At 62.3% G+C, this 25,884-nt stretch carries 24 protein-coding genes and 1 pseudogene; 19 read left to right on the forward strand and 6 right to left on the reverse strand.

Features of this window, described 5'->3' with window-relative positions; genetic code table 11:
• The first annotated feature begins 4 nt into the window (after positions 1-4).
• The 11 genes and pseudogenes from AC57B1_RS24990 (at position 5) to AC57B1_RS25040 (ending at position 10,422) form a co-directional block, all read left to right on the forward strand.
• Positions 5-967: a LysR family transcriptional regulator gene (locus tag AC57B1_RS24990; RefSeq protein WP_408353556.1), complete on the forward strand. Its 963-nt coding sequence runs from the start codon at positions 5-7 to the stop codon at positions 965-967.
• Positions 964-1,548 carry a DUF3280 domain-containing protein gene (locus AC57B1_RS24995; RefSeq protein ID WP_496419007.1) on the forward strand — a complete coding sequence of 195 codons (585 nt, stop codon included), beginning with the start codon at positions 964-966 and terminating at the stop codon, positions 1,546-1,548. The genes AC57B1_RS24990 and AC57B1_RS24995 overlap by 4 nt, the downstream gene beginning before the upstream one ends.
• A gap of 210 nt (positions 1,549-1,758) precedes the next feature.
• A complete protein-coding gene (locus AC57B1_RS25000; RefSeq protein ID WP_408482352.1) occupies positions 1,759-2,778 on the forward strand; it encodes an AAA family ATPase in 1,020 nt (339 codons plus the stop codon).
• Positions 2,779-2,781: 3 nt separating this feature from the next.
• Positions 2,782-3,645, forward strand: coding sequence for a DUF58 domain-containing protein (locus tag AC57B1_RS25005; RefSeq protein WP_408353560.1), 864 nt, complete (start codon positions 2,782-2,784; stop codon positions 3,643-3,645).
• A gap of 119 nt (positions 3,646-3,764) precedes the next feature.
• Entirely contained in the window at positions 3,765-4,601 is an 837-nt protein-coding gene (locus tag AC57B1_RS25010; protein WP_496419008.1) for a calcium incorporation protein MxaA, read from the forward strand.
• A pseudogene (locus AC57B1_RS25015) lies at positions 4,598-5,585 on the forward strand (vWA domain-containing protein). Before AC57B1_RS25010 ends, AC57B1_RS25015 begins: the two are co-directional and overlap by 4 nt.
• Positions 5,582-6,166 (forward strand): tetratricopeptide repeat protein, encoded by a 585-nt coding sequence (locus AC57B1_RS25020; RefSeq protein ID WP_496419009.1) that lies wholly within the window; start codon positions 5,582-5,584, stop codon positions 6,164-6,166. Before AC57B1_RS25015 ends, AC57B1_RS25020 begins: the two are co-directional and overlap by 4 nt.
• A complete protein-coding gene (locus AC57B1_RS25025) occupies positions 6,163-7,116 on the forward strand; it encodes a vWA domain-containing protein (RefSeq protein ID WP_408353568.1) in 954 nt (317 codons plus the stop codon). The genes AC57B1_RS25020 and AC57B1_RS25025 overlap by 4 nt, the downstream gene beginning before the upstream one ends.
• Before the next feature lie 271 nt (positions 7,117-7,387).
• On the forward strand, positions 7,388-9,121 hold the full coding sequence (locus AC57B1_RS25030; RefSeq protein WP_496419010.1) for a pyrroloquinoline quinone-dependent dehydrogenase: 1,734 nt from the start codon (positions 7,388-7,390) through the stop codon (positions 9,119-9,121).
• 2 nt (positions 9,122-9,123) lie between these two features.
• Positions 9,124-9,744: a c-type cytochrome gene (locus AC57B1_RS25035; RefSeq protein WP_408353655.1), complete on the forward strand. Its 621-nt coding sequence runs from the start codon at positions 9,124-9,126 to the stop codon at positions 9,742-9,744.
• Positions 9,745-9,759: 15 nt separating this feature from the next.
• Positions 9,760-10,422: an ankyrin repeat domain-containing protein gene (locus tag AC57B1_RS25040; RefSeq protein ID WP_496419011.1), complete on the forward strand. Its 663-nt coding sequence runs from the start codon at positions 9,760-9,762 to the stop codon at positions 10,420-10,422.
• A gap of 102 nt (positions 10,423-10,524) precedes the next feature.
• Here AC57B1_RS25040 and AC57B1_RS25045 read toward each other — a convergent pair whose 3' ends face one another.
• On the reverse strand, positions 10,525-10,791 hold the full coding sequence (locus tag AC57B1_RS25045; protein ID WP_091803471.1) for a hypothetical protein: 267 nt from the start codon (positions 10,789-10,791) through the stop codon (positions 10,525-10,527).
• A gap of 375 nt (positions 10,792-11,166) precedes the next feature.
• Here AC57B1_RS25045 and AC57B1_RS25050 point away from each other — a divergent pair, with 375 nt between their 5' ends.
• The 8 genes from AC57B1_RS25050 (at position 11,167) to AC57B1_RS25085 (ending at position 19,211) form a co-directional block, all read left to right on the forward strand.
• Positions 11,167-13,209, forward strand: a complete 2,043-nt coding sequence (locus AC57B1_RS25050) for a TonB-dependent receptor plug domain-containing protein (protein ID WP_496419012.1) — start codon at positions 11,167-11,169, stop codon at positions 13,207-13,209.
• 1 nt (position 13,210) lies between these two features.
• Entirely contained in the window at positions 13,211-13,741 is a 531-nt protein-coding gene (locus tag AC57B1_RS25055) for a YfiR family protein (RefSeq protein ID WP_496419013.1), read from the forward strand.
• The gene (locus AC57B1_RS25060) at positions 13,738-15,660 is read left to right on the forward strand and encodes a putative bifunctional diguanylate cyclase/phosphodiesterase (protein ID WP_408353578.1); all 1,923 of its coding nucleotides are present in this window, start codon (positions 13,738-13,740) and stop codon (positions 15,658-15,660) included. Before AC57B1_RS25055 ends, AC57B1_RS25060 begins: the two co-directional genes overlap by 4 nt.
• A gap of 216 nt (positions 15,661-15,876) precedes the next feature.
• A complete protein-coding gene (locus AC57B1_RS25065; RefSeq protein WP_091808875.1) occupies positions 15,877-16,155 on the forward strand; it encodes a hypothetical protein in 279 nt (92 codons plus the stop codon).
• 439 nt (positions 16,156-16,594) lie between these two features.
• Entirely contained in the window at positions 16,595-17,701 is a 1,107-nt protein-coding gene (locus tag AC57B1_RS25070; protein ID WP_496419014.1) for a trypsin-like serine peptidase, read from the forward strand.
• A 342-nt stretch (positions 17,702-18,043) separates the two neighbouring features.
• Positions 18,044-18,556, forward strand: a complete 513-nt coding sequence (locus AC57B1_RS25075; protein ID WP_496419015.1) for a peroxiredoxin — start codon at positions 18,044-18,046, stop codon at positions 18,554-18,556.
• Entirely contained in the window at positions 18,553-19,080 is a 528-nt protein-coding gene (locus AC57B1_RS25080) for a DsbA family protein (protein WP_496419016.1), read from the forward strand. Before AC57B1_RS25075 ends, AC57B1_RS25080 begins: the two co-directional genes overlap by 4 nt.
• 2 nt (positions 19,081-19,082) lie before the next feature.
• On the forward strand, positions 19,083-19,211 hold the full coding sequence (locus tag AC57B1_RS25085; RefSeq protein ID WP_408353586.1) for a hypothetical protein: 129 nt from the start codon (positions 19,083-19,085) through the stop codon (positions 19,209-19,211).
• A gap of 18 nt (positions 19,212-19,229) precedes the next feature.
• On the opposite strand, the gene AC57B1_RS25090 is transcribed toward AC57B1_RS25085, so the two are convergent.
• The 5 genes from AC57B1_RS25090 to AC57B1_RS25110 form a co-directional block, all read right to left on the reverse strand.
• Positions 19,230-21,494, reverse strand: coding sequence for a xanthine dehydrogenase family protein molybdopterin-binding subunit (locus tag AC57B1_RS25090; protein ID WP_496419017.1), 2,265 nt, complete (start codon positions 21,492-21,494; stop codon positions 19,230-19,232).
• Positions 21,491-22,003 carry a (2Fe-2S)-binding protein gene (locus tag AC57B1_RS25095; RefSeq protein ID WP_408353590.1) on the reverse strand — a complete coding sequence of 171 codons (513 nt, stop codon included), beginning with the start codon at positions 22,001-22,003 and terminating at the stop codon, positions 21,491-21,493. The genes AC57B1_RS25090 and AC57B1_RS25095 overlap by 4 nt, the downstream gene beginning before the upstream one ends.
• A complete protein-coding gene (locus tag AC57B1_RS25100) occupies positions 22,000-23,283 on the reverse strand; it encodes a c-type cytochrome (protein WP_496419018.1) in 1,284 nt (427 codons plus the stop codon). Before AC57B1_RS25100 ends, AC57B1_RS25095 begins: the two co-directional genes overlap by 4 nt.
• 75 nt (positions 23,284-23,358) lie before the next feature.
• Positions 23,359-24,501: an alkene reductase gene (locus AC57B1_RS25105; RefSeq protein ID WP_496419019.1), complete on the reverse strand. Its 1,143-nt coding sequence runs from the start codon at positions 24,499-24,501 to the stop codon at positions 23,359-23,361.
• Positions 24,502-24,647: 146 nt separating this feature from the next.
• Positions 24,648-25,862: an MFS transporter gene (locus tag AC57B1_RS25110; RefSeq protein ID WP_496419020.1), complete on the reverse strand. Its 1,215-nt coding sequence runs from the start codon at positions 25,860-25,862 to the stop codon at positions 24,648-24,650.
• Positions 25,863-25,884: the final 22 nt, after the last annotated feature.

Here is a 25,884-nt window from a genome sequence, read left to right on the forward strand (position 1 = left end):
CAAGGTGAATTTCATCCGCTCGCTGACCTTGCGTCAGTTGCAGATCTTTGTGGTGGCGAGCCGGTACACGAGCTTCGCACGGGCCGCGGAGGAACTGCATCTGACCCAGCCGGCGGTGTCGATGCAGATTCATCAGCTCGAAGAGGCGGTCGGTCTGCGGCTGTTCGAGCGGATTGCGCGCAAGCTCACGTTGACCGAAGCGGGTGAAATGCTGAGCCACCACGCGAGCCGCATTCTAGGCGAGATCAAGGATGCCGAAGACGCGATGACCTCGCTGAAGCAGGCCGATAGCGGCTCGATCGCGGTGGGTATAGTCAGTTCCGCGACATACTTCGCGCCGAAGCTGCTCGCCATGTATTCGCACCTGTATCCCAAGGTCGATGTGCACTTTTCCGTCGGCAATCGCGACGCGCTGCTGCGCCTCTTGCAGGACAATGCGATCGACCTCGCCATCATGGGTCGGCCGCCGCCGGAACTCGACACCACGACCGAGCCGCTCGCGTGGCATCCGCAAGTAGTGATCGCGCCGCTCGACCATCCGCTATGCGGCGCGCGGCGCTTCGATCTGCAGGAGCTGCGCGGCGACACATTCCTGCTGCGCGAGCACGGTTCGGGAACGCGTATGGCAGCCGAGGAAATGTTCAGGCAGCATCTCTTCACGCCCGCGAAGGTCGTCACGCTCGGCAGCAACGAAACGATCAAACAGGCGGTCATGGCCGGCATGGGGGTGAGTCTGATTTCCCTGCATACACTGCTGCTGGAACTGCGTACCAAGGAAATTGCGTTGCTCGACGTCAATGGCACGCCAATCGAACGGACGTGGCAAGTCGTGCATTTGCGGGCCAAACAACTGTCGCCGACCTGCACGGTGTTCCGGCAGTTCCTGCTGGAGCAGGCCGCCGTCTATCTGGAGCGCGAGTATGCGCCATACACCACGTTGCCCGCGAAATCAGGAGTGGTGAGATGAGCATGACAGGACGTGGGGCGGTTGTGCGGTACGTGCGGTACGTGCGACACGTGCGGACCCTCGGCGTGATCTGCGTGGCGTTCGCGTGCTCGCAGGCGTTCGGTGCGCCGACCTCGATCGCGGTCATGAATTGCGTGCTGATCGACGATAACGCGGCCTACAACGATGCCGTGACCAACCGCATCCAGCAGACTCGCATCCAAATGGTCAGCGAGGCGCTGCGCGAACAGTTGCGCGGCACCCAGCGCTATCGTGTCGCCGACAATGCGCCCGCCACTGGTCTGATCGCCGAACTCGGCGCGTCGCAAGATCTGAACGCGTGCGCCGACTGTGCCCGGCAAGTGGGACGCAAACTCGTCGTCGAACAGGTCGGCCGGTGCTGGGTCCAGAAAGTCAGCAACCTGATTCTGAATATCAACCTGCATGTCGAGGATGTCGCGAGCGGCGCAACCGTCTTCCAGCGTTCGGTCGATATCCGCGGCAATACGGACGTATCCTGGCGCCGCGGCGCCGCGGCGCTGGCCGGACTGCTTGCCGGCAGTGCGGCGGCGGGTTCGGCAGCGAGCAGCATTTCACCGTGAGAGGGTCCGGGACTCGTCAGCGGCGGCACACTGTGTACTCGAATACGTGACACGTTGACATCGTTCCGCGCGCGGGCGTGCCTGCTGCGCCCGGCAGCGTACTGGCACAGAGTATGCGGCGACGTCCGCTCATAGCCATGAGAAGCACATTCATTTCGTGGGTTCATGGCGAGCTCGCGCCTGAATTGTCTGCTATAGGGGATTGCATCGATGGGTGCTGGCGAATTGCTTCAGGACTGGCGCGTGCATGCGCTGCAGATCGAAGATGAAGTCTCGCGCGTCGTGATCGGCCAGCCGCAGATCATTCGTCTCATCACCGTCGCCCTGTTTGCCCGCGGTCATGTGCTCCTCGAAGGCGGAGTCGGTGTCGGCAAGACAACCGTATTGCGCGCGTTTGCGCGTGTGGTGGGCGGGGAGTTCGAGCGCGTGGAAGGCACCATCGATCTGATGCCGGGCGATCTCGTCTATCACACGTACGTCGACGCCGAGGGCAGGCCGCGCATCGACCCCGGTCCGCTGCTTCGACACGGCGAGGGGCTGACCACGTTCTTTTTCAACGAGATCAATCGCGCGCGCCCGCAGGTTCAGTCGCTTCTTTTGCGTGCGATGGCGGAGCGTTCGGTGTGGGCGTTCGATCGCGAATTCCGCTTTCCGCATATGACGGTCTTCGCCGACCGCAACAAGGTCGAGAAGGAAGAGACCTTCGAGCTTGCATCGGCCGCGCGCGATCGCTTCCTGTTCGAGTTGGGCATGCCCACGCCGACCGAGCCCGACGTGCGGCGGGCGCTGGTATTCGATCCGACGTTCCATGACGTCGACATGCTGCTTGCGCGACTGCCACCCGCGATCGTTCCTTGGGAACAGTTGAACCAGGTCGGCGCGGTCATTCAGGAGAGTGTGCAGTCGAGCGAGACGATCGAGCGCTACGTTCTGGATATCTGGCAGGCAACGGAGACGCCACAGCGTTTCGGCATTGCGCTCGACGGCGTCGATATGGATCGCCTCATTCTGGCGGGCGCGAGCCCTCGCGGCATGAGCGCGCTGCTGCGCGCCGCGCGCGTGGTGGCGTGGCTGGCCGGCCGTACGCATCTGGTGCCGGAGGATATTCATGCGGTGCTGATGCCGGCGCTCGGGCATCGCGTGTTCTTCACGCCGATCTACGAACTGCGCCGCCAGGAGCTCGCCGAAGCGCTCACGGCGCAAATCATGAACAGGTTGGCCGTACCCTGAGCCATGAACGCGACCCCCGAATTTCACTACCGTTTGCCGATGCGCGCAGGCGGTTCTCGTCCCGGCTCGCATCCGGGATCGAGCTTCGGCGCCGGCCAGGAATTCGCAATGCACGGCCGCCTTTTCGACTACCCGGATCCGCGCCGCCTGGATTTGCGCGCCAGCGTGCGCGCCGCACGCTCCGAATGGCTGGTGCGGGTTCACCTGCAGCGCGCTGCGGTGCCGGTGCAGGTGATCGTCGATGTTTCCGCTTCCATGCACTTCGGCACGCGCCAGACGAAATTGCAGGTTGCCGCCGACTTTGTCGAGGCGTTGGGATATAGCGCGTTTCGCGTCGGCGATCAGCTGGGCATGCTCGCCTTCGATAACGCCGCGCGTGACGATCTATTCATGCCGGCGCGATACGGGCGGGGTGTCGGCAACCTGCTCGCGACGATGTTGCGTGACAGCACGAGCGACACAGCCGGAAGCGGCGGCATTGCCGGGCTGCAGCGCGCCGCTTCGACGCTGGCCGGGCGGCGCGCGCTGATCTTCCTTGTTTCGGATTTTCACTGGCCGCTCGCGGAATTGCCCGCCGTACTCGACCTGCTGGTTCATGCGTGTGTGGTGCCGATGGTGGTCTGGGATACCGCTGAGATCGCACCACCGCACGGCGCGCCGCTGCTTGCGGTCCGTGACGCCGAGTCCGCCCGGCAGCGCACGCTATGGCTGCGTGGCAGCGTGCGCGCGCGTTGGCGCGAGGCTGTCGCGCGGCGGCGTGCTGAACTCGCGACGATGTTCGGCAAGCGTGGCATGCAGCCGTTTTACATCGAGAGTGCTTTTGATCCAGAGGCGATGTCGCGCTATTTTCTGGAGACGATCGCATGAGACTCGATGGGCGCTGCGCTGGCAGATCATATAGTTCGCTGCGCGGGACATCTGTCGCGAAGAGGTTTGTCTCTTCGCTAGCGTGGTTGTTGGTGGTGGTGTTGGCACCGATGCCGTTAATGAGCGTCGCCGCAGGGCCGACCGTTGTGTTTCAGCCAACGGTTCAACAGCCGCGCGCATTCGGCCACCTGCTCGGCGATATCCTCACGCAACGCATTCTGCTGTCCGCCGGCGATCACGATGCGGGTTCGGTGGCGCCGCCTTCCGTCGGCCGCACTGACGAGTGGCTGGAACGGCGGCCCGCCCGGTTCGAAACCGATGCCGACGGTCGTCGCTGGATGGTAATCGACTACCAGATCGTCAACGTCGCGCCCACGCTCACCAGGATTGCTCTGCCGGCGTTGACATTGACCTCGGCGTCCGGCGCGACGCTGCAGGTCGCGGAGTGGCCGCTCAGCATCGGCCCGATGACACAGGTCGATGCCTTCGATGCCGGTGACCTGCAACTGATGCGGCCTGACCGGCAGGCTCCTGCGCTACCGACCGCGCCGCTGCGGCGGCAGGCGAGTTTCGCGCTTGGCCTGCTACTGCTGACGCTGCTGTCGTGGGCGGGTTGGTGGCGGTGGCGCAACTGGCACGAGTCGGCGCGGTTGCCGTTTGCGCGCGCGTGGCGGCAGATGCGGCGACTGGACCCGCCGAACGCGGACACGTCCGCCGATGCATGGCTCTGCCTGCACCGCGCACTGAATGAAACAGCGGGCCATGTCGTTCACGCGGGTTCTTTGCCCAGCCTGTTCGCGCGAGCGCCGTATTTGCAGCCGCTACGCACGCAACTCGAACAGTTCTATCAGCAATCGACCGAGCGCTTCTTCACGCCTGCACCGGTGCTCGCCCCTTATCCGCTGCGAGGGCTGTGCCGCGCACTGTATCGCGCAGAGCAGCGCCATCAGCGATGAACACGGCATTCGACTTCGCCTATCCGTGGCTGCTTGTTCTCGTGCCGTTAGCCGCGCTGCCGTTGTTGCCGCGACGCGGCGACACGCTGGCCTTCTCCTGGGTCGCATGGCTTCCGGAGGATCGCGTCGGGCAATGGCTCGGCTTCGTCGTGCGCGGCAGTGCCGTGCTGGCGATGGCGGCGATTGTGGTTGGCCTCGCCGGCCCGGGACGCTCGCAACGGCAAGTGCTGCGTACCGGCAGCGGAGCCCAGATCCTGATCCTGATGGACCGCAGTGCGAGCATGGACGAAACGATGAATAGCAAAGGCGTGGAGTCGCCGGCGGGTGAATCGAAGAACAAGGTGGCGCGCGCTTCGTTGACGAACTTCGTGGCTCAACGGCCCAACGACGCGGCTTGCGTTCATGATGTTCGGCACGAGCTCGGTGCTGGCGATGCCGTTTACCTACGACTCCCGTGCGATCGAAGCCGCGATTGCAGGTACGGCGGTGGGTCGCGGCATGCCGGACACGCAACTTGACCATGGGTTGCTGGCGGCCATCGGCGAGTTCAATGGCTGGGCATCGTCGGGGCGCCGGGCGATCGTGCTCGTCTCGGACGGTGGTGCGAGACTCGACGCGGAAGTACGGCGTCTCATTCAGGATGGACTGACGCGCAACCAGATCGCGCTTTACTTTATCTACTTGCGCAGCGGCACCTACAGTCCCGATCTGAACGCTGCGGTTCCCGCGAGTGAGTCTTCGGCCGAAGCCGAGTTGCATCGCTTCTTCCTCTCGCTGAAGACCCCGTACCGGCTTTTTCAGGCCGGCGATGCGCGAGCGATGAAGGACGCGATGGCCGAGATCAATCGCCAGCAAAACGCGCGGACTTCGTTTGTCGAGCATTTGCCACGGCAGGATCTCAGCCCGTATTTTTTCGCGCTCGCGCTGGCCGGTTGTGCGCTGTTGCTGGCTTTGCGGCTGCTTCAGGTGCGGGCCTGGTCATGAAGCGCGCGTCGATTCATCTCATCTTCGCGGCCGTCGCGCTGTGTTGCGCCGGTGTCGCGGCGTATGACGGGGTTCGCCTGCGGCACGCGCAGCACGTCAATCAGGCCGTCGCGGCAGTCGCGGCTGAAACAGCCAAAGCAGCAGGCAAAGCGGCCGCGACGGGCGCTCCGCGCGACGAACAGGGTCGACGCGAGGACGGCCAGGTTCGACTCGCGCGCGCCATCGCGTTGTCGAACGCGGGTGCCTACGACAGGGCAGGCCCGCTCTTCGAGGACCTGATCCGCGACGGGCAATCTGGCGAGGTAGGGCGCGCGGCGCTGTTCGATCTTGGCAACATGTACCTGCGTGAGAGCATGGGCGACAGCCGCTCCGGCACGGTCCGGTCGGCCGCCATGATCGAGGAGGCCAAGGCGCGCTACCGGACCTTGCTGCGTGCCGCGCCGGACGATTGGGATGCGCGCTATAACCTCGAACGGGCGCTGTGGCTCGCGCCTGAAACGCACTCCGCGGCGGAATCGCCGGAGGTCAAGTCGCAGCACAACGTCAAGGTGAGCGATCCGCAAAGCAAGGATCTGCCATGAGATTCGGCGCGCCGAAGCGTGGGCTTTCCGGACGGCGGCACTGGACGACGCCCGTGGCGCTCGTGTTGTTGATCGCAGCGGTCGCCATGCCTCGCGTGATACTCCCACGCAATACGTTCAGCTACATCGTCACCTTCGACATTACGCAGAGCATGGATGTCGAGGACATCGCACTGAATGACGCACCGGTGAGCCGCCTGGCGTTCGCGCGGGCTGCGGCGCGCGACGCGCTGGGGCGATTGCCATGCGGGTCGAAGCTTGGGTGGAGTGTGTTCACCGGTCAGCGGACGTTGCTGTTGCTGCCGCCCGTCGAAGTCTGCAGCAACTACGATGCGTTACTGTCCTCGCTCGACAGGATCGACTGGCGAATGCGCTGGACCAACTGGAGCCGCATTGCCGAGGGCGGCGTCTATTCCGCGGTTCGCGTGGCGCAGGACATCGGTCATGGCGCGGCTGTCGTGTTCGTCACCGATGGACAGGAGGCGCCGCCAATCCTGCCTTCGGATGCGCCGGCGCGGGACATCAACCCCGCTCAGGTCAAGGGCTGGCTGATCGGCGTTGGTGGCGATCAGGCCGCGCCCATTCCGCGCACCGATTCCGACGGCCGGCGTGACGGCTACTGGCAGGCAGAGGACGTGATTCAGGTACCTACGCGGCCGGGATCCGAAACGCGGGCGGAAAGCCACGAGGAGCTGTCCGAATTGCACGGGCATTACCTTGCCGCCGTGGCCGAACAGATCGGCTTCGGATATCGCCGCCTGTCGAGCACCGCGTCCTTGAGCGAGGCCCTGCTCGATGCGCGATTCGCTCACCGCGAACCGGTGCCGACGGATTTGCGCTGGTGTCCCGCGCTGCTTGCGCTGCTGTTGCTCGCCTGGCGATTCGCACCGGAGTTTCACTCGGCCACGCGTCGCGTGAGCGCCGGACGTGCGAACTCGTCATACGGGTAAATCCGCTCTGCTCAATACCTGTCGAGGGTCTGGAAAATTTGGAGCGTATCGCCTACGCTTAAGCGAGCCGGCCTTTTGGGGCGAGGGCATGACCTTCGCCCGTCTGTGCGCAGCCGACCCATTCTGACAAAGCAATCAACGGTTCTAAATCGTACGCTTTTGTTGTTTGAGAGGGTTGTGCCATCCTGCTTTTCTACGCCATTGCTGGCGTGGATGAATGCCGCACTCCAGCGCTGAAATTCTTGAACAATAAAAAGCCAAGGAGACGCTCATGCCATTCGTTCGCATTCCAGATGCTATTGGTCTTTCCCTGCTCGCCATTGCATTCGGCCTACCTTCTGCTTTTGCCGCCGACGAAGTTCAGAACACTTCGACTACGACGAGCTCACCCGTGCCGTCGACGCTGCAGCCCGTGAGTCAGGATCAACTCGACAAGGCGGCCACCACGTCGAACGACTGGTTGCTTTCGAACGGTTCCTACGAGCAGACGCGCTACTACCGCGGCGCACAAATCAACAAGACGAACGTGGCGAAACTCAGACCGGCTTTCATCTTCCAGACAGCCGTCAACGAGTCGATGGAAACGGCGCCGATCGTATCGAATGGTGTGATGTTCATTACCACCTCGTTTAACCACGTGTATGCGGTCGACGCGGTCACGGGTAAAGAGTTCTGGCATTACAAGCACAAGATGGGCTCGGTCACGACGTTTTGTTGCGGGCCCAACAATCGCGGCGTTGCCATAGCCGGCGACCGGCTCTTCATGGGCACGCTCGATGCGAAACTCGTCGCGCTCGACGCGAAAACCGGCAACGTGCTGTGGCAAACGCAAATTGCCGATCCCGATCAGGGCTACTCGGAAACGATGGCGCCGACGGTCGTCGACGGCAAGGTGCTGATTGGCACGAACGGCGGCGAATATGGCATTCGCGGGTTCCTCAAAGCGTTCGATGCAAACTCCGGTCAATTGCTGTGGACGTTCTATACGATTCCGGAAACCGGGCAGGAAGGCGTGTGGGCCACGAAAGATGCGACTGGCCGCGACGAGAAACGCGATATCGACGCGGAGAAAAAACAGCTCGCCGCGAAGGGGGGCGATTTCTACAAAACGCTCGGCGGCGGTGTGTGGATGGCGCCCGCCGTCGATCGGCAAACGCATACGGTGTTCTTCGTGGTGGGCAATCCCTCGCCGGACCTGTATGGCGCAATCCGCCCGGGAGACAACCTCTATACGGATTCACTCGTCGCGATCGATCTGGACAGCGGCAAGTACAAATGGCACTACCAGTATGTGCCGCATGACGTGTGGGATCTCGACGCCGTGAGCCCGCCGATGCTGATCGACGTGCGCGACACCAACGGCAAGATGATTCCGGGCGTGGTGCACGGCGGCAAGACCGGCCACGTGTACGTTCACGATCGGGCCACCGGGCGGCTGATCCGCTATTCGCAGGCGATGATTCCCCAGGAGAACATGTGGACGTTGCCGACAGCCGCGGGCGCGCGGATGCTGCCCGGCGCGAACGGCGGAGTCGAGTGGTCGCCAATGGCGTTCGATCCGCAAACGCGCCTCGTGTATGCGGCCAATCTGCATCAACCGATGACGTATCAGGTCGAGGACGCGGCCTATCCGGGTGGCAGCAAGCTTTGGCTGGGCGGCGCGTTCAAGACGATCGCGGCCGAACAGCAATGGGGCAAGCTCTCCGCGGTCAACGTCGATACGGGTAAGGTGGCGTGGGACTTCAAGACCGAACAACCGCTGATAGGCGGCGTGCTGGCGACGGCGGGCGGTCTCGTATTCAACGGCGAAGGCAACGGCCTGTTCCGCGCATTCGATTCCGCCACCGGCAAGAAGCTCTGGGAGTTCCAGTGCGGCGCCGGCGTCAATGCGCCCGCGGTGTCGTACATGGTGCACGGTAAGCAATACGTCGCGGTCGCGGCGGGCGGCAATACCCAGCTCGACTTCAAGCGCGGCAACACCGTGGTGGTTTTTGCGCTGCCATGACGATGCGCATGCCGATGCTACGGGGAACCCGGGGAGCGGCGAGCCGCTCATGGACGGCATGGCTGTGCGGCTGGTTCGCCGCCGCATGGCTGCCGTTGAACGCGCACGCCGACGCCGAGGCGGGCAAGGCGAAAGCGCAGGTGTGCGTGGCCTGTCATGGGCCGATGGGCAATTCGACGAATCCGGACTATCCGATTCTCGCGGGTCAGAGCGCGCGCTATCTCTATCTGCAACTCAAGGACTTCAAGGAAGGGCGGCGCAGCGACCCGCGCATGTCGCCGATGGCGGCGAACCTTTCGCGCGACGACATGCAGGATCTCGCCGACTACTTCGCCGCGCAAAAGCTGGTGTCCGTTCCATTCAAGGCGGATAGCGCCAGCATCGAAGCCGGAAAGAATAAAGCTGCCGAGGTGTTATGCACGATGTGCCACCTGGGCGGCTTTTCTGGTCAGAACGAGATTCCGCGCGTCTCGGGTCAACTGTATCCGTACATCGTCAAGCAAATGCAGGACTTCCGTTCGCATACGCGGACCAACGACGCCGGCAACATGGCCAGTGTGACCCGCAATCTGACAGACGACGACATTCGCAATCTCGCCGCATACATCAACAATCTCCAGTAGCAGGGAGGCGATGCCGTGAAACAAACTCTCATCCGTACCACTGCTGTTGTCGTGTTGCTTGCTGGCGCATTCGGCGCATGCATGTCCGCGCATGCGCAAGGCGACGGAGAAACAAACAGGCAACTGCTTGCAGCCGCGAAAGACGGAGACGAGCCGTCGGCTCTCGCGGCGCTTCAGCGCGGGGCCGCAGTGGATGCCATGAACCGCATCGGCGACACTGCGCTAATTACCGCGTGCAAAAAAGGCGACTTGGGAACGGCGCGCATGCTGATCGAACACGGCGCGAACGTCCAGCACGCCAACGCGCCGGGCGTCACACCGTTGATGGCCGCGGCGTACGGCGGCTTTGATGAAATCGTCGCGCTGCTGCTGGCGCACGGCGCCGATCCGCTTGCCACGGATCGCATCGGCAAGACTGCGATGGAGTATGCGGCCGGCCAGGGACAGTCGAAAGTGGTGAGTCAACTGCTCGATGCCGGGGTCGACGTGAATCGTCCTTATAAGAACGACCTCACTGCGCTGATGTGGGCTGCGGGATACGATCGCGCGGATACTGTCCGGCTGCTGATCGCACGCGGCGCGAATCGGGCGATGAAGGATAATCGGGGATTGACGGCGAAGGATATCGCGGTGCAGACGAAGTCGGACCAGGTGGCTCGTCTGTTATCTGCCGGATAGTGCGGGAATGAGTCCGGCATGAGCGGACGCACATGCGTTGAGAAGAGTGAGCGCGTTGACGCTGAAGTTAGGCGGCGCTCATCGCTCGAACGAAGCGCTCGCTCACCGAATACGGAGCTTGAATTCAAGCACGGCCAACGAAGCGTCGGGCTGACCTTGCCGTTGCAGATCCTCCGCTAGAAGCTTTTGAAACAAGGCTAATTCTCGATCTCCATATAGTTCGACGAATTCGGCGAATACTTCGGTAATGGCATTGCTGCGTGTCGCCGGCGTCAGCGTACTGCCAATGTATGAGCGCCCTCTTGCAAGCTCGAGCGCATACGCAGAGCGAGCATTCCCGACGGCCGCGCTAATTTTTCCCCTTGCCATCTAATCTCTCTTTTTTTTGTGGGCCGACCGCAGGCCTTTTTAGGTCCGTTCATGCGAACCGGGAAAACGGTCTACCTCGAATTTAAGGGGAAATGCTGAAGGAAATCTTAAGGGAGCGGAATAGAGCAGACATGACGTGCCCCCTCTAAAACCGGAGGCCAGAAATCAGGGTGCACATTTTTCTTCGTCAGCGAATTCACGCGCGAAGAAGTTACCGATCGGATATCGGCATCAGTATCAACCCTTAGCGCTTGTCATAACGGGCCCACGGCTGAACGCGGCGCTTTGCGCCCGATTCAAGTTTGCGCCGGAAAAGCCGATAAGAAGCTGGATGAATGCACCATTTCCTGCGCTACGTTAGTAAGTTTTACTCCCATGTCCGATTTGCGTAACTTTGCGCGCGGTGTTAAGTGCACGTTGCGCCTCACATTACTTGCCGCAGCGTCTGCTGTTATCCCAGCACACAACGTTCGAGCGGCCGCGCAGGCGAAGCCGGAGATATCCACGAGCGAGCATGCGCCGGACGATCTGACCGCGCTACCGCTGGAGGCGTTGATGCAGGTCACGGTGAGTAGCGCCAGCCGGCTTGCCCAGCCGATATCCGACGCACCGGCCGCGGTCTTCATTCTGACGGCCGCCGATATCCGCGATTTCGGATGGAAGACCCTCGCGGATGCGCTCGCGTCGCTTCCCGGACTCTACACAACCTACGACCGGACCTATTCGTATCTCGGCGCACGGGGCTTTCAGCGCCCGGGCGACTACAACAGCCGGTTTTTGCTGCTGATCGACGGAGTACGAACCAACGACTCGGTATTCGACCAGGCTGCCATTGGCACCGATTTTCCGGTAGACCTGGATCTTGTCGAGCGTATTGAGTATGTGCCCGGTCCAGGATCGGCTGTGTACGGTTCGAACGCGCTATTTGGCGTCGTGAACGTGATTACAAAGACCGGCGAAAGTCTCCGCGGTGCTCAGGTCGCAGTCGCAGCAGGGAGTTTTGGCGAGAAGCAGGCGCGCGCAACTTACGGCTGGCATGGCACGAATGGCGCGGACGTACTGCTGTCGGCGAGTTCTTTTGTCAGCAACGGGCAGAGCCTGTTTTATCCGGAGTTCGATACGCCCGACCAGAACAATGGCGTGGCACAAGGACTCGACTACGATCGCAGTCAGAAGTTGCTCGCCAAGTTCACGTACGGCGAGTTCGGCCTTAGCATGGGCTATGGCAACCGGACGAAGGGCGTCCCCACCGCGCCGTATGGCGCGATATTCAACGCGCCGTTCAGCACGACCGATACGCATAGTTTTATCGACGGCACTTTTCAGCACACAATCGCGGAAGGCATACAACTGGCGTCGAGCGCGTACTGGGGACGTTACGACTATCGCAGTCCGAGTCTTTATGCGCCAGGGCCGGTGGAGAACGTCGATGGCGACCACGCGCTCTGGTACGGTGTCGACGTTCACACCACGTTCACGTCCCTTCCGAAAAATAGAGTCGTGCTGGGTTTCGACTATACGCGCGACGCTCATCGCGATCAGTACAACTTCAACGTCGAACCCTACGAGAGTTTTCTCGACGACCGGCGCTCCGGTAACCGCACTGGAATCTACGGCGAAGACGAACTGCAATTGCCCGCGAATTTTTCGCTCAATGTCGGACTTCGTTACGACGTGGAGACAGCGGCAGGCGGCAACGTGAGTCCACGCGTGGCGCTCGCCTACAAGCCGACCAACAGCGACACAGTGAAACTGGTGTACGGTCGCGCCTATCGCGCACCGAACGCCTATGAACTCTATTACGCTGTACCGGGGGTGGGTGGACAGTCCGCGAATCCTTCATTGAAGGCTGAGCACATCACGACCACCGAACTGATCTACCAGAGACAGTTTGGCGCGACGGGTCGCGCGACACTTTCTCTGTTCCATTACGACATTCGCGACCTGATCTCGGAAACGACTTCGCCGGCCGGGCTGTACGTTTTCGAGAACCTCGACCGGGCGAAAGCGAACGGCGCTGAAATAAGCTATGAGCAACGATTCGGTGAAACCCGAGTCCGGGCCAGCTATTCGTGGCAGATCGCCCGAGACGGCGCCACCGGAGACATTCTGCAAAATTCACCGCGGCATCTCGCGAAACTCAATCTGGTACTGCCGCTCTTTGGCAATGCGGCGCGGCTCGCCACCGAACTGCGCTGTGTATCAAGCCGACTCGCCGAAAGTGGCCACGCAGCAGGGTACTGCCTGGGCAATCTGTCCGTCGGCTCGACGCGCCTGATCCAGCATGCCGACGTGTCGTTCTCGGTGTACAACGTAGCCAACACACAGTATGCGGATCCGGCGGGCCCCGGCTATACGCAGGAGGTCATTGCGCAGCAAAGCCGCACCTTCCTCGTCAAAATGGTGTACGGATTCTAGTATGCGGTTCAATCGCACACTCCGCTCATTCACCGTGTTGGGCTCGTTAGTCCTCGCGGTAATTGCCGGGCCGTCGAACGCACAGGTTGACGAAGCGATGCTGAGCGCAGCATACATCTACAACTTTACCCAGTTCACCACCTGGCCGGCAGGAGGGCTCTCCGATTCGAAGCTGGTCGTCTGCGCGAACGGTGAGAGCGCGCTGGGAATAGCGCTCGCCAGTCTCAACGGAAAGATGGTGAGCGGACGCGCGTGGACTTTCGGCTCGCTGAGCCACGGTGATGGTCCGTCAGGATGCAACGTCGTTCTCGTCGAAGAAGGTAAGCCATTGTCGAAGCAAACGAGAGAAGTGCTCAACTCCGACAGGCCCGTACTCGTCATCACCAATTCCACGCTGGATACACAAGACACGGTGATTCGCCTGGTCACGGACGGAAACCATTTGCGTTTCGATATCAACAACCGCGAGGCGGCTCGGCGACATCTTTCGCTCAGCTCGAAGCTGCTTCAACTGGCAAGGACTGTCCTATGAGCGAGATCGAACGCAACAAGCCGAGTTTGACGCGAGCATTGGGACGGGTCAACATCATCGGAGTGGCGGTCGCTCTGGTGATTTCGAGCGTTGTCCTGCTCGTCTATGAGGCGGTTTCGCTTCGAGGCGCGCTTGCGGACAACGCCCGGCTTCAGGCCGCAATGGTCGCGGAAAATATGTCGGCCCCACTGCTTTTCCGTGACAGCGAGGTGGCGAGCGAAGTGTTGGGGCACCTGGGCAATCTCCCCTATATCGAGAGCGTTGCGGTCTTCGATGCGAAGGGCGGCCGCTTTGCCCGCTACATTCAGCGAGGGTTATCGGAATCTGAGCAGGACGAAGGCACTGAGGCCGCGGCGCGGACACAAGAGCGCCTTTCTTTCAAGGACGTCGTCGTCGCCGCACCCGTGGTTCAGGGTGGCGCGCGGGTCGGCAGCGTGGTTCTCGTTGCGACGACGGAGGGGATGAAGGCGGAATTCATGCGCTATGCCTGCTTCCTGCTTCTAGCGTCCGCGTGTGCTTTATGGATTGCGTCGTTCGTCATGTCGCGTACCAGAGCGCGCGTCGTGGAGGCAGAACGACAACTGGAGTATTTCGCTCTGACCGACCCGCTGACTGATCTGCCCAATCGTCGCGCCTTCTATGACGAACTGGCTGGCTGTCTGCGTCCGGCTGCTGGTGTTTCCCCGCAGGTGACGCTTGTCCTGATCGATCTCGACGATTTCAAAAAGATCAACGATACGCTCGGACACGGTGCCGGGGACGAACTACTGCGCGCGGTAGCGCACACCCTGCGGGGCACTGTTCAGCAACGGGACGTCGTGAGCCGTATCGGCGGTGACGAATTCGCGGTGTTGGCAACTTCGGATACCGACCGGATCCAGAGCCGAAGGACCGCGGAGAAAATCGTGCGCAGCCTTGGACGGTCGTTCGAACTCGAAGGGACGATGGTGCCCGTCACCGTGAGCGTGGGCTTTTCGCGGTATCCGGATGACGCCGGCGATATTGCGTCCCTCTTGAGTAGCGCGGACATTGCGCTCTATGCGGCCAAAGGCGGCGGTAAAAATCTTGCGGTCGAGTTCCGGCCGAAAATGACGGCAGAGGCGCAGCGGCGTGCGTCGCTTGAGCGCGATCTGCGCGAAGCGGTCGAGCGCGATGGCCTGGACATTGCCTATCAGCCGCAATTCGATTGTCGCACCGGGCGGTTAGTCGGCGTGGAAGCGCTTGCTCGTTGGGATCACCCTTCACAAGGGGCTATTTCTCCCGCCGAATTCGTGCAGATTGCGGAGAGTAGCGACTTGATTCTGTCACTCGGCCGATGGATTCTGACCCGAGCCTGTCAGGATGCCGTGCGCTGGAATAGCGATGCGGCGACGTCTGTTAGCGTCTCGGTGAATGTATCGGCCCGACAGCTCCGGCATCACACTTTCGGTGCCGACGTGCTTGCAACACTGCAGGAGACCGGTTTGCGACCGGAGTTGCTTGAACTTGAACTGACCGAGAGCCTGTTGATGGAGAATGTCACGGTGTCGGCGGAGGTCATGAGAACGCTGCGTGCACGAGGTGTGCGCCTGTCGATCGACGACTTTGGCACGGGCTATTCGTCCCTGTCGTACCTGCAGTCGTTTCCGCTCAATCAACTGAAAATCGATCGCAGCTTTGTGAAGGCGTTACCCTATTCGGGGCAGCCAATTGTTACCGCCATCATTTCGATGGCGCACAGTTTTGGGCTCACTGTCGTCGCGGAAGGGGTTGAATATCCGGCGCAACTGGCGTGGCTATGCGATAGCGGGTGCGACTTCGTTCAGGGTTATCTCACGGGCCGGCCAATGACATTTACCGCATTGATGGAGGCATTGGAGGAAGAGCGCGAGCATTTCCTCGCCGCCGAGCGCACTGAGTCGGCTGGACCCGTCGCGTAGAAACATGTAACTTCACGTTGCGACTCTCAGGCTTAGTCCTGACGCAGCTTCAGTATCATCCATGTGCAGGAGATGGAGTTAGGGCTTGCAAAACGATTCGATACGAATTGGCGTTGATCGCGTCAAAGTACCGAATCGCGCTGCTTGCGATCTTGAATAGTGGCCGCTAACGACGCGGCCGACACGCGGCGCGAGCGTCGCAGAATCGGGGGTGAGATGAAAAGTTTTTTCGTTGGCGCAGCGCTGGTGAGTATGGGCATCACCGCATCGGGATTTGCGCATGCGACGGATATTGGCGTCGGCATTAACATCGGTACGCCACCTGTCGTGGTCGCGCCGGCCCCGGTCGTTGTCGTGTCGCCTGGATGGCACGGCGACCGCTATTGGGACGGCCACCGCTATTGGGATCGCGACGAATGGGAGGAACACCACCATCATCACGGACATAAGGACGGTCACTGCCCGCCCGGACACGCAAAGAAGGGCGAATGCTGAACCGCGCAACCATCCATGTCTCTGGCGCTCCGCCAGAGACATGGATGTGGATGAACAAAGTGTAGATTCGCTCGCGTCGCGTCTACCATTATCGGCGGCAGGCACCGTACGTTCGCGTACGGCCTGCCGTCGTGCTTTTTGGTTCGTCACGGGTTGCATGCACGCGCGCGCCTTCGAATGGCGCGTGAATGGATGAGCGGCTAGAGAGCAGGGCCCGAAAAAGACCGGATTTCCCGGCTTCACCTTCCGTACTTGAAACGCAAGCGTACGGTTCGTTCTAGATACAGAGCAGACTTTCCCCGGTCGCCCTGAGAAGCACAGGACGCGGCGGGACAATTGAGTGGAAGGCACCCGTCACGCCGAGTTGCTGAGGTGTGATGGAAGCGATACGCAATGGTCTCTTTGCTCCAGCCCCCTCGACTATTTCAGGAGAGTCGTGATGCCCTATCATGCGAACCGTCAGCGGCCGTTGACCCGTGCGGAACTGGAAGTCCTCAGTCCTCTCAAGGCAACCAGAGAAAACCTGCGTGTGACCGCGAAATCCATCTGGTCTGCTACCTACGTGACTGTGCCCCCCGGCGTGGAGCTAGCGCCAAAAGTGAAAAGCGAGCGAGTTGATATGCGCCCGGATGGTCAGAGCCTGTGGAAAATCGGCGTCGAGATGAGCGCCGGTTCGACGCCCGGACTGCCCATGGGCTGCACGGTTCAGAGGCACGAAAAAACCGATACGATGGGACAGATATCCGGCCACCCGTCGTTCCGGCCAGAATGGATGGACGTTCGATTCATTCCCAAAACCGGCATCCGCCGCCCGCAGCCGCAGATGCGAGACGGAAAAGGGCGCAAGGTCAAACCACTCACGGTCTTTCCCGGCGATGCACGCCAGGTTCTGTTCGATACAAGCTGGCCATGGTTGCTGACGGGAAAGATCGTTACGAGCGACGGCACATCCGGTTCGGGCGTGCTGATCGGCGATCGCCTCGTTCTGACAGCACGCCACGTCATGCCTTGGAATAGCATCGGAACCGGCAACTGGTGGATGAAATTCACGCCGTACTATTTTGACGGTACAGAGCCATTCGGGTCGTCTTACGTCAGCGACGCCCGCCACTATGGGACCGACGACACGGACTTCAACCTGTCGCACGACTATGCGGTATTACGGCTATATGAGCCCTTGGGCAACCGGTTAGGCTATATCGGCACGACGAGTTTCGACGACGGCTGGAGATGGCTGAACGTATGGGAGAACGTGGGTTACCCATTCGATGTCGCGGGTGGGGAGCGACCCGCGGTGCAAAGCTGGCAATCCTTCGAAGACGACTATGAAGACGATGACGGACAGACATTGGAAACGGAGGCGAGCCTGAACCACGGCAACTCCGGTGGCCCGTTCTTCGCATGGTTCGAAAACGGCAGTCAGGTTCGCGCGTGCGGCGTAGTGTCGAGCGAAGTGAGTTTCGACGGCGACGCGGACAATTCGGTCAGCGGCGGAGACAATCTGGTCAACCTGGTTGACTGGGCGCGAGCGAATTGGCCGTTGTAGGGCGCTAAATGCGCGAGGCAATCCGGATCCGGGTGGCTCGGGGCAGTATGACGAGCGGCCACCCGTTTTCGATAGAACCGCATCAATTGCCTGGAAACACGGGAATGGTCTTTCAGCAGCAGTCCCGGCATCTGGCCATCGGCGTCGAATCGCCGGCCGCCCGAATCAAACTCCCCTCGCTTGAAATCCCACCATACAAAGGTGTGACCCACACCTCCCTTTCTCTGATCCGCCGATCCCAACGCATAACTATTCCGGCGATCCCATCCGGCCTATTCTGCTGAACACAACGAGCCGCAGCGAAGTCGTGGCCCGAAATGCTTCGAGTGGAGATTATCCGACATGACCGTACCGCTTTCTCGCCCCGCCATTCCCGTTCTCGAAGCCGGCATGCCGGCGCCGGATTTCACGTTGCAAGCCACACCCGACCAGAGGATCACCCTGTCCGAGTTACGCGGCACGCCGGTGGTCATCGCGTTCTACCCGGCCGACTGGAGCCCTGTGTGTGGCGACGAACTCGGTCTTTTCAACGCCGCGCTCGGTGAATTCCGCCGGTTGGGGGCGCAGCTGATCGCCATTTCCGTGGATAGCGCGTGGTCGCACACGGCATATGCAACACAACGCAAGCTTCACTTTCCGCTGCTCTCGGACTTCGAGCCGAAGGGTGAAGTCGCACGAAGCTATGGTGTGTACCGCGCAAAGGAGGGTGTTTGCGAACGCGCGTTGTTCGTTCTCGATGGGAACGGCATTGTGCGGTGGGCCTATGTTTCTCCCATCACCGTGAACCCGGGCGTCGACGGAATACTCGGCGCACTCGAACAAATGAACAATTCCACGCAACAGGACACACCATGAGCCATCTCTCCGCGCCCGTCGGATCTCTGGACCATATCGAGGGTGCGTTCGGCGCGCCCGTCACGTTGATCGAATACGGCGATTTCGAATGCCCTTATTGCGGGGCGATGTACGGTGTGATCAAAGCGATGCAGCAAGCCATGGGACCACAACTGCGATTCGTTTTCCGGCACTTCCCGTTGACGGATATGCACGCCCACGCGCTGCACGCCGCGCAGTTTTCGGAAGCTGCGGCGACTCAAGGGAAATTCTGGGAAGCGCATGACATCCTGTATGAAAATCAGACGGCACTGAGCGATACGGATTTGGCGCGGTATGCGGCGCAACTCGGCCTGCATGCGCGCGATCTGGCCGCGGCGTTCGAAGGCACTTACGACGAGCGTATCCAGCATGACTTCGACAGTGGCTTGCGTAGCGGTGTGAACGGCACGCCCACTCTGTTCATCAACGGCCAGCGTTATGACGGCGAGCACGACGCCGAAACTCTGCTTGAAGCGCTGCGCGCCGTTGCCCGTCACGTGTGAGTGTGTGGATAGAAGAAAAGGGCGGCAAGGTCAACCTTGCCGCCCTTTTTCACGAGCAAGCGAAAGCGTCGGAAACAAAAGTCATCCGCACGCTCGGCGCGATGCGGATGACGGATTCCCCAACCCGTTAAACGTCGATCAAACCTCGATCAAACGTCGATCAGTTTGCGCAGGCTTTCGCCGGCAAGCGGCATGTCGCGCAGGCGCTTGCCGGTAGCATCGAATAGCGCATTGCCGAGCGCGCCCGCGGTCGGTCCCATCGACGCTTCCGCCGCGCCGAGAAACGGTGCGCCCGGCCGGTCGATCAAATGCACATTGACGCTGCGCGGCGCCGCGGAGAAGCGCAGGATCGGATAACTGCTCCAGTCGAAGCTGCGAATCCGCTTCGTATCGAACTGCAATTGTTCATACAGCGTCCAGCTTGCCGACTGAATCACGCCGCCCTCGATCTGATTGCGGATGCCGTCGGGATTGACGATCTGTCCGGAATCCACCGCGACTTCTGCGTGTTCGAGAATCACCTGACCGGTTTCGGGCACGACGGATACCTCGACGGCAATCGCGACATACGCCATCAGGTTCTTATACTTCGCGAACGCAAAGCCGACACCGTGATTGCGCTTGCGCGGCGCACGCGGCCAGCCGAATTTCGTGGCGGCGAGTTTGATCACGTCGCGGGCACGCGGGTCCTGCATGTGCTTCAACCGAAACGCCACGGGGTCGCTGCCGGCAGCGGCGGCCAGTTCGTCCATGAACGTCTCGATCGTAAAGATGTTCATGTGCGCGCCGAGCGAGCGCATGGCCGACGTATGCAGCGGCATGGTCGGCGAGAAGTTGTTCATCACGTGCATGTTCGGCAACGCGTACAGCGGGATCGCGTTACGATCGCCGCCGCCTTCGGGCTGCACCATCGGCACGGAGGGCGCGGGCGCGAATGGCTGCTCCAGCAACTGCGCCGGAATGAGCCGGCCGGCGTTGACGATGCGCTCGTTGTGCGAACTGCTCCACAGCGCGTAGTTCCAGTCGACGATGCTGCCGCTCGCGTCGAGCGAGGCGCTGACTTCGGTCACCATCGCGGGCGTGTAGTGGTCCCACGTGTTCTCCTGTTCACGCATCCATTGCACGCGCACCGGCTGGCCGTCCATTTCGCGCGCGATCAACGCGGCGTGCGCGGCCACGTCGTCCGCGCCGTTGTGGCCGTAGCAACCCGATCCTTCCACATGAACGCAGCGGATCTTGTCTTTCGGCATGGCGAGCATTTCGGCAAGCCCGTCACGCAACGGGTAGACCCCTTGCGAATGGGTCCAGACGGTCAGCGCACCGTCCTTGAAGAGCGCAACCGAGCAGGACGGCCCGATCGAGCCGTGCATCATGTAACGCTTGGTGTATTTCGCGCCGAGCGTTTTCACGGCAGTGCCGGTGGTGGTATGCGTGTTGGCGATTTCGATGTGTTGGGTGGAGATCGTCTTCAGATCGCGATGCACGGTGGCGGGATCGGGCAGCGCGCGCCCGGCCGTCCACTGGCTTCCCGCGGCGAGCGCGCGTTGCGCCTGCACGGCTTGCCACTCGCCTTTGGCAACCACGGCGAGCATGCTACCGTTTCTGATGACCTTGAGGACGCCCGGCATCTTCAGAATCTCGGGCGTGTTCGTTTGCACAAGCCGCGCCTCGTAGACGGGCGGCATCACCACACGGGCGTGCACCATGCCCGGCATCATCATGTCCTGCACATAACTCACGCCGCCCGTCACTTTGCGGGGAATATCCACGCGCGGCAACGAGGTGCCGATCATGTCGAACGTCGCGGGGTTCTTCAACGGCGAGACGGGCGAGGCCATGCGATGCAGGTCGACGAGGCCCACCGCCTCTCCATAAGTCATGCTGCGGCCATCCGGCGCCTTGATCACCGCGTTGCGCGCGCTCAGCACCGTGCTGGCGACGCCGAAGTGCTGGGCGGCGGCATCGACCAGCAGCCCGCGCACCTGAGCCGAAGCGTTCAGCAGCGCACTGCCGCTGTCGGCGATCGTGTGGCTGCCCGCGGTGAGGCCTTCATCGGGCGACGCGCCCGTGTCGGCGGTCAGAAACGTGATCAACGAGGGCGCCATGTCCAGCTCCTCCGCTGCGATCTGCAACAGCGCGGTGCGCACGCCGGTGCCCAGTTCCACCTTGCCGGTGTAGACGGTCACGTTGCCTGCCCGATCGATTTTGATCCACGAATCGAGGTACGGGTTGGTCTTCAGGCTGCCGGCAAGCGTCTGGGTTGCCTTGCCGATATGCACGGCGGCGCCTTCGTCCGCGATCACTTCCTGCGCCATCGCGCTCACGCCCGGAACCATGCTGAAGCTCACGACGAGCGCGCCGGACAGCAGAAACCGTCGGCGTCCTTCGTTGATTTCCTCTTCCTTGACGGTCATTGCGCGCCTCCGTGGCTTGCCACGCCTTGGGGTTTCGCCGCCGTCGCGTCACTTGCCGGCAGGTGCGCGACTTCGCGAATCGCCGCGAGAATGCGAGTGTGCGTGCCGCAGCGACACAGGTTCGGTTCCATATGATCGAGCAGTTCGCGCTCGGTAGGCCGCGGATTGCGATCGAGCAACGCCTGCGCGCGCATGATCATGCCGGCGATGCAATACCCGCACTGTGCCGCCTGGTGATCGATGAACGCCTTTTGCAGCGCACCGGGGTGTTCGATCGTGCCGAGACTTTCGATCGTGCGCACGGGCCGCTTGCCGATCGACGAGACCGGAACCAGGCACGAGAACACCGCTTTGCCATCCACGATCACGGTGCAGGCGCCGCATTGTCCGAGGCCGCAGCCGAATTTCGCGCCATGCAGTTGCAGGTCGTTGCGCAATGCGTAGAGCAGTGGCGTGGAAGGATCGATATCGAGCGCGTGCTGCACGCCATTCACGGTTAGATTGATCATCGCGCGTTGTTCTCCTTTCTGACCTTGGCCGCCATCGTCTCGACGTCCTGCCACGGGCCGCGCTGCGAATAGGTCGCGCGAACGTAGGCAGCGAGATCGGCGATCTGCTGGTCGTCGTAGATCTGGCTGAAGGCGGGCATGTAGTTCTCGCTGTCTTCGCCATGCCAGCCGTTGCCGCTCAATATCATCTGGACCGCGTTGCGCGGCGTCGCGGCATTGACGGCGGTGCTGAACGCAAGCGTGGGGCGCTCGCCGATCGACTGCATCGGCGCAGCGGGTCCGTGGCATTGCGCGCAGGAGGCGGCGAACAGGGTCGCGCCGCGTTGCGCCTCGGCGGACTGGACCCCCTGGTTGGCAGTGGACACGCTCGCCGGGGCCGGCTGCGGTTTCTGGATCGACAGCAGATAGGTGGCGATGGCCTGCACGTCCTGTACGGGCACGGTGGCGAGATCGCGCGTGACGGGCAGCATCGGCCCGGCCGCGGCGCCGTGTTCGCTGGCGCGGCCCGAGCGCAGATACGTCACCAACTGGTCCTGGGTCCACGGCTTGGGCGCCGCGCCGAGCGCATTGAGCGCGGGCGCTTCCCAACCGTCGACCACGCCGCCGTCGAATGCGTGTCCCGACTTCTCGCCGCCGATCGGATTGAGCGGCGAATGACACGACGCGCAGTGGCCGAGGCCATCCACCAGCAATTTGCCGCGGTTCCACTCGGCGTCCTTCGACGCATCCGGCTGCTGCGCGCCGGGATGCAGAAACAGCACGTTCCAGAAGGCCAGCAGCGGCCGGAAGTTCAGCGGGAAAATCAGTTCGTTGGCGGGCGCGACCGCGTTGACCGGTTCACGTGTCATCAGATACGCGTAGGCGGCCGAGATGTCGGTATCGGACATGCGCGTGAAGTGAATGTACGGAAACGCCGGATACAGCAGATGCCCGTCGCGCGCGACGCCATGACGAAGCGCGCGCGTGAAGGCTTCGAGCGACCAGTTGCCGATGCCCGTGTCGGCGTCCGGCGTGATGTTGGTCGCGTAGATCGTGCCGAACGGCGTGGCGAGCGGCAGGCCGCCGGCGAATGGCTTGCCGCCCTTCGCGGTGTGGCACACGATGCAGTCGCCCAACGCGACGACACGCGCACCCGCGAGCCTCGTCTGCGCGTCGAACGAGGTCGGCCCGGGCGGGCTGACCGGCGCGATGGCGGGCTTCCACATCAGCAGGAAGGCGACGGCCAGCGCGGCCACGACAACCACGCCGCCTCCCGCCAGCAGTCTAGACTTGCGAGTCATTCGCGCACCTCTCACCAAAGTCCTGGAGCGAACCGGCCGCGTGGTTCGCGCCGGACGTTTGCCGCATCGATCGCGTCATGCTCGTGCCGCGCCTGCTTCTACGCCCTGGCCGGCGCTGCCGTGGAACGGATAGTCGATATAGCCGGCCGCGTCGCCTGCATACCAGCCAGTGGGCTTCGGGGCCGCGAGCGGCGCGTGGGCCGCAATCCGTTCGACCAGATCGGGATTCGCGATATACGCGCGAGCGAACGCCACGAGGTCGGCCTGGCCTCCGCGAATCAAGGTCTCGGCATGCTCGACGGAAATGCCGCCGTTGACCATCAACGTGCCCGAGAACGCGCGGCGCATGCGTTCGATAATGCGCGGCAAATCCGGCTGGCCGCTCCAGCCGTTCGTATCCGCGGCATGCACGTAGGCGACGCCGAACTCGTCGAGCATCTTGCCGACGTAGTCGTAGGTCGTGTCCGGGTCCGCGTCGCGCACGTTGTTGTAGTGCGCGTACGGCGAGATACGTACGCCGACCTGGTCGAGCGGGATCACCGAGCCGATCTCCGTGAGAATGTCGCGCAGGAAATTCGCGCGGTTCGCCACCGAGCCGCCGTAGCGGTCATTGCGCGTGTTGGTGGTCGACGAGAGGAACTGATGCGGCAGATAGCCGTTCGCCGCGTGCACTTCCACGCCGTCGAAACCGGCGGCGATCGCGTTGGCCGCGCCCTGGCGGAACGCGTCGACGGCGAGCTTCACTTCGTCGAGCGACATGGCGCGCGACGGCGTGGCGTGAATCTTGGTGTACTGGCCGTTGTGCAGTTGCGCCCACACCTGCAGCTGTTCGAGGTCGTCATTCACGCCCGAAGGGGAGAGCGGTGCTGCGCCGCCGAGCAGCGCGAACGAACTGACGCGCCCGCCATGCCACAACTGCATGAAGATGCGGCCGCCCGCGGCATGCACCTGGCTCGTGATATGACGCCAACCGTCGATCTGCTCTGCAGTGATGATGCCGGGCGTCAGGTCGAACGCCGCCGAGGCCGGACTGACATTGGTGGCTTCCGTGATGATCAAGCCGGCCGACGCGCGCTGCACATAGTACTCGGCCATCATTTCGGTCGGCCGGCCGCGCAACGGCGCGCGCGAGCGGGTCATGGGCGCCATCGCGACGCGGTTCGGCAAGCTCAATCCCGACAGGTTGTAGCCGTCGAGCAGGGGCGAAAGGGAGGACATGGTGATTCCTTGTGAGCAATCGAGCGTCGTTCAGGTGAATGACTCTGCTGGTCAGCGTATCGCCGAGCCCGCGAAATTTCCTGAAGCCACGCTGAAATGTTGTTAATCCGGACAGCGAACCGTCCGGTTGCGAAGCAATGCGTGTATCAGGCGTGGCGGGCGGCGTACGGACGGCCGATCACCAGGTAGTGCGCCAGCGCGACGATCGGGAAGGCCGTGGCGACCGCGGCGACGAGCGGCCAGCCGCCGTGTTCGTAAAGCGGGCTGGCGAGCGCCGAACCGAACGCGCCCCCCACGAAGATGCTCGTCATATACAGCGCGTTCAGACGGTTGCGGCTCGCCGCGTGCAACGCATAGATCTCGCGTTGACCCAGCACCATGTTCATCTGCACGGCGAAGTCGAGCACGATGCCGGTCGCGACAAGCCCGAGCACGCCCCACGCGGGATGGATCAGTGCGGGCGCATAGGCGAACGCGCCTACCACCAGTGCGATCAGCGTCGCGCGCACCGTATGGCCGGCATCGGCGAGTCGGCCCGCCACCGGCGCCGAGGTCGCGCCGATCGCGCCGACCAGCGCGAAGATGCCGATCTCGGTTTGCGAGAGCCCGAACTGGCGGGTCAGCTCGACGGGAATCGCGGTCCAGAACAGGCTGAACGAAGCGAACATCAGCGCTTGATAAAACGAACGGTGACGCAGCACCGGCATCGTGCGAACCAGGTGGCCGAGCGAGCCGATCAGTTCGAAGTACGTGGCCTGGTGATCGGGCTGGCGGCGCGGAATGGTCAGCGCGAGCACGCTGGTGACGATCGCCATCAGCACGGCGGCGGAACCGAATACCGCGCGCCAGCCGAAGTGCCCGGCCACCACGCTGGAGATCGGCCGCGACAGCAGGATGCCGAGCAGCAGGCCGCTCATGATGGTGCCGACCACCTTGCCGCGCGATTCGTCCGGCGCGAGATGCGCGGCGAGCGGAATCAGGATCTGCACGGCAACCGAACTGAAGCCGACCAGCAGCGAGATGCCGAGAAACACGGCCGGTTGCTGCGCGAACGCCGCGGCGGCAAGACTGGCGATCGATACCAGCGCGGTGGTGATCATCAGCTTGCGGTTTTCCAGCAGGTCGCCGAGCGGCACCAGAAAGAACAGGCCGAATGCATAGCCGATCTGCGTGAGCGAGACGATCAGGCTGGCGGTGCCACCGGACATGTGGATGGCCGGTGCGATCAGTTCGGTGATCGGCTGCGCGTAGTACAGGTTCGCGACGATGGCGCCGCAGCAGAACGCGAACAACGCGATCAGTCCGCGTGTCAGCTTGACGGGGCTGTTGGCGGCCGCCGAGGTGGATGCCTGGGTTGACATGACAACTCCTTGAAGAAAAGAA

The sequence above is a fragment of the Paraburkholderia sp. BGA-UO-ETr-F21 genome, assembly GCF_059567925.1.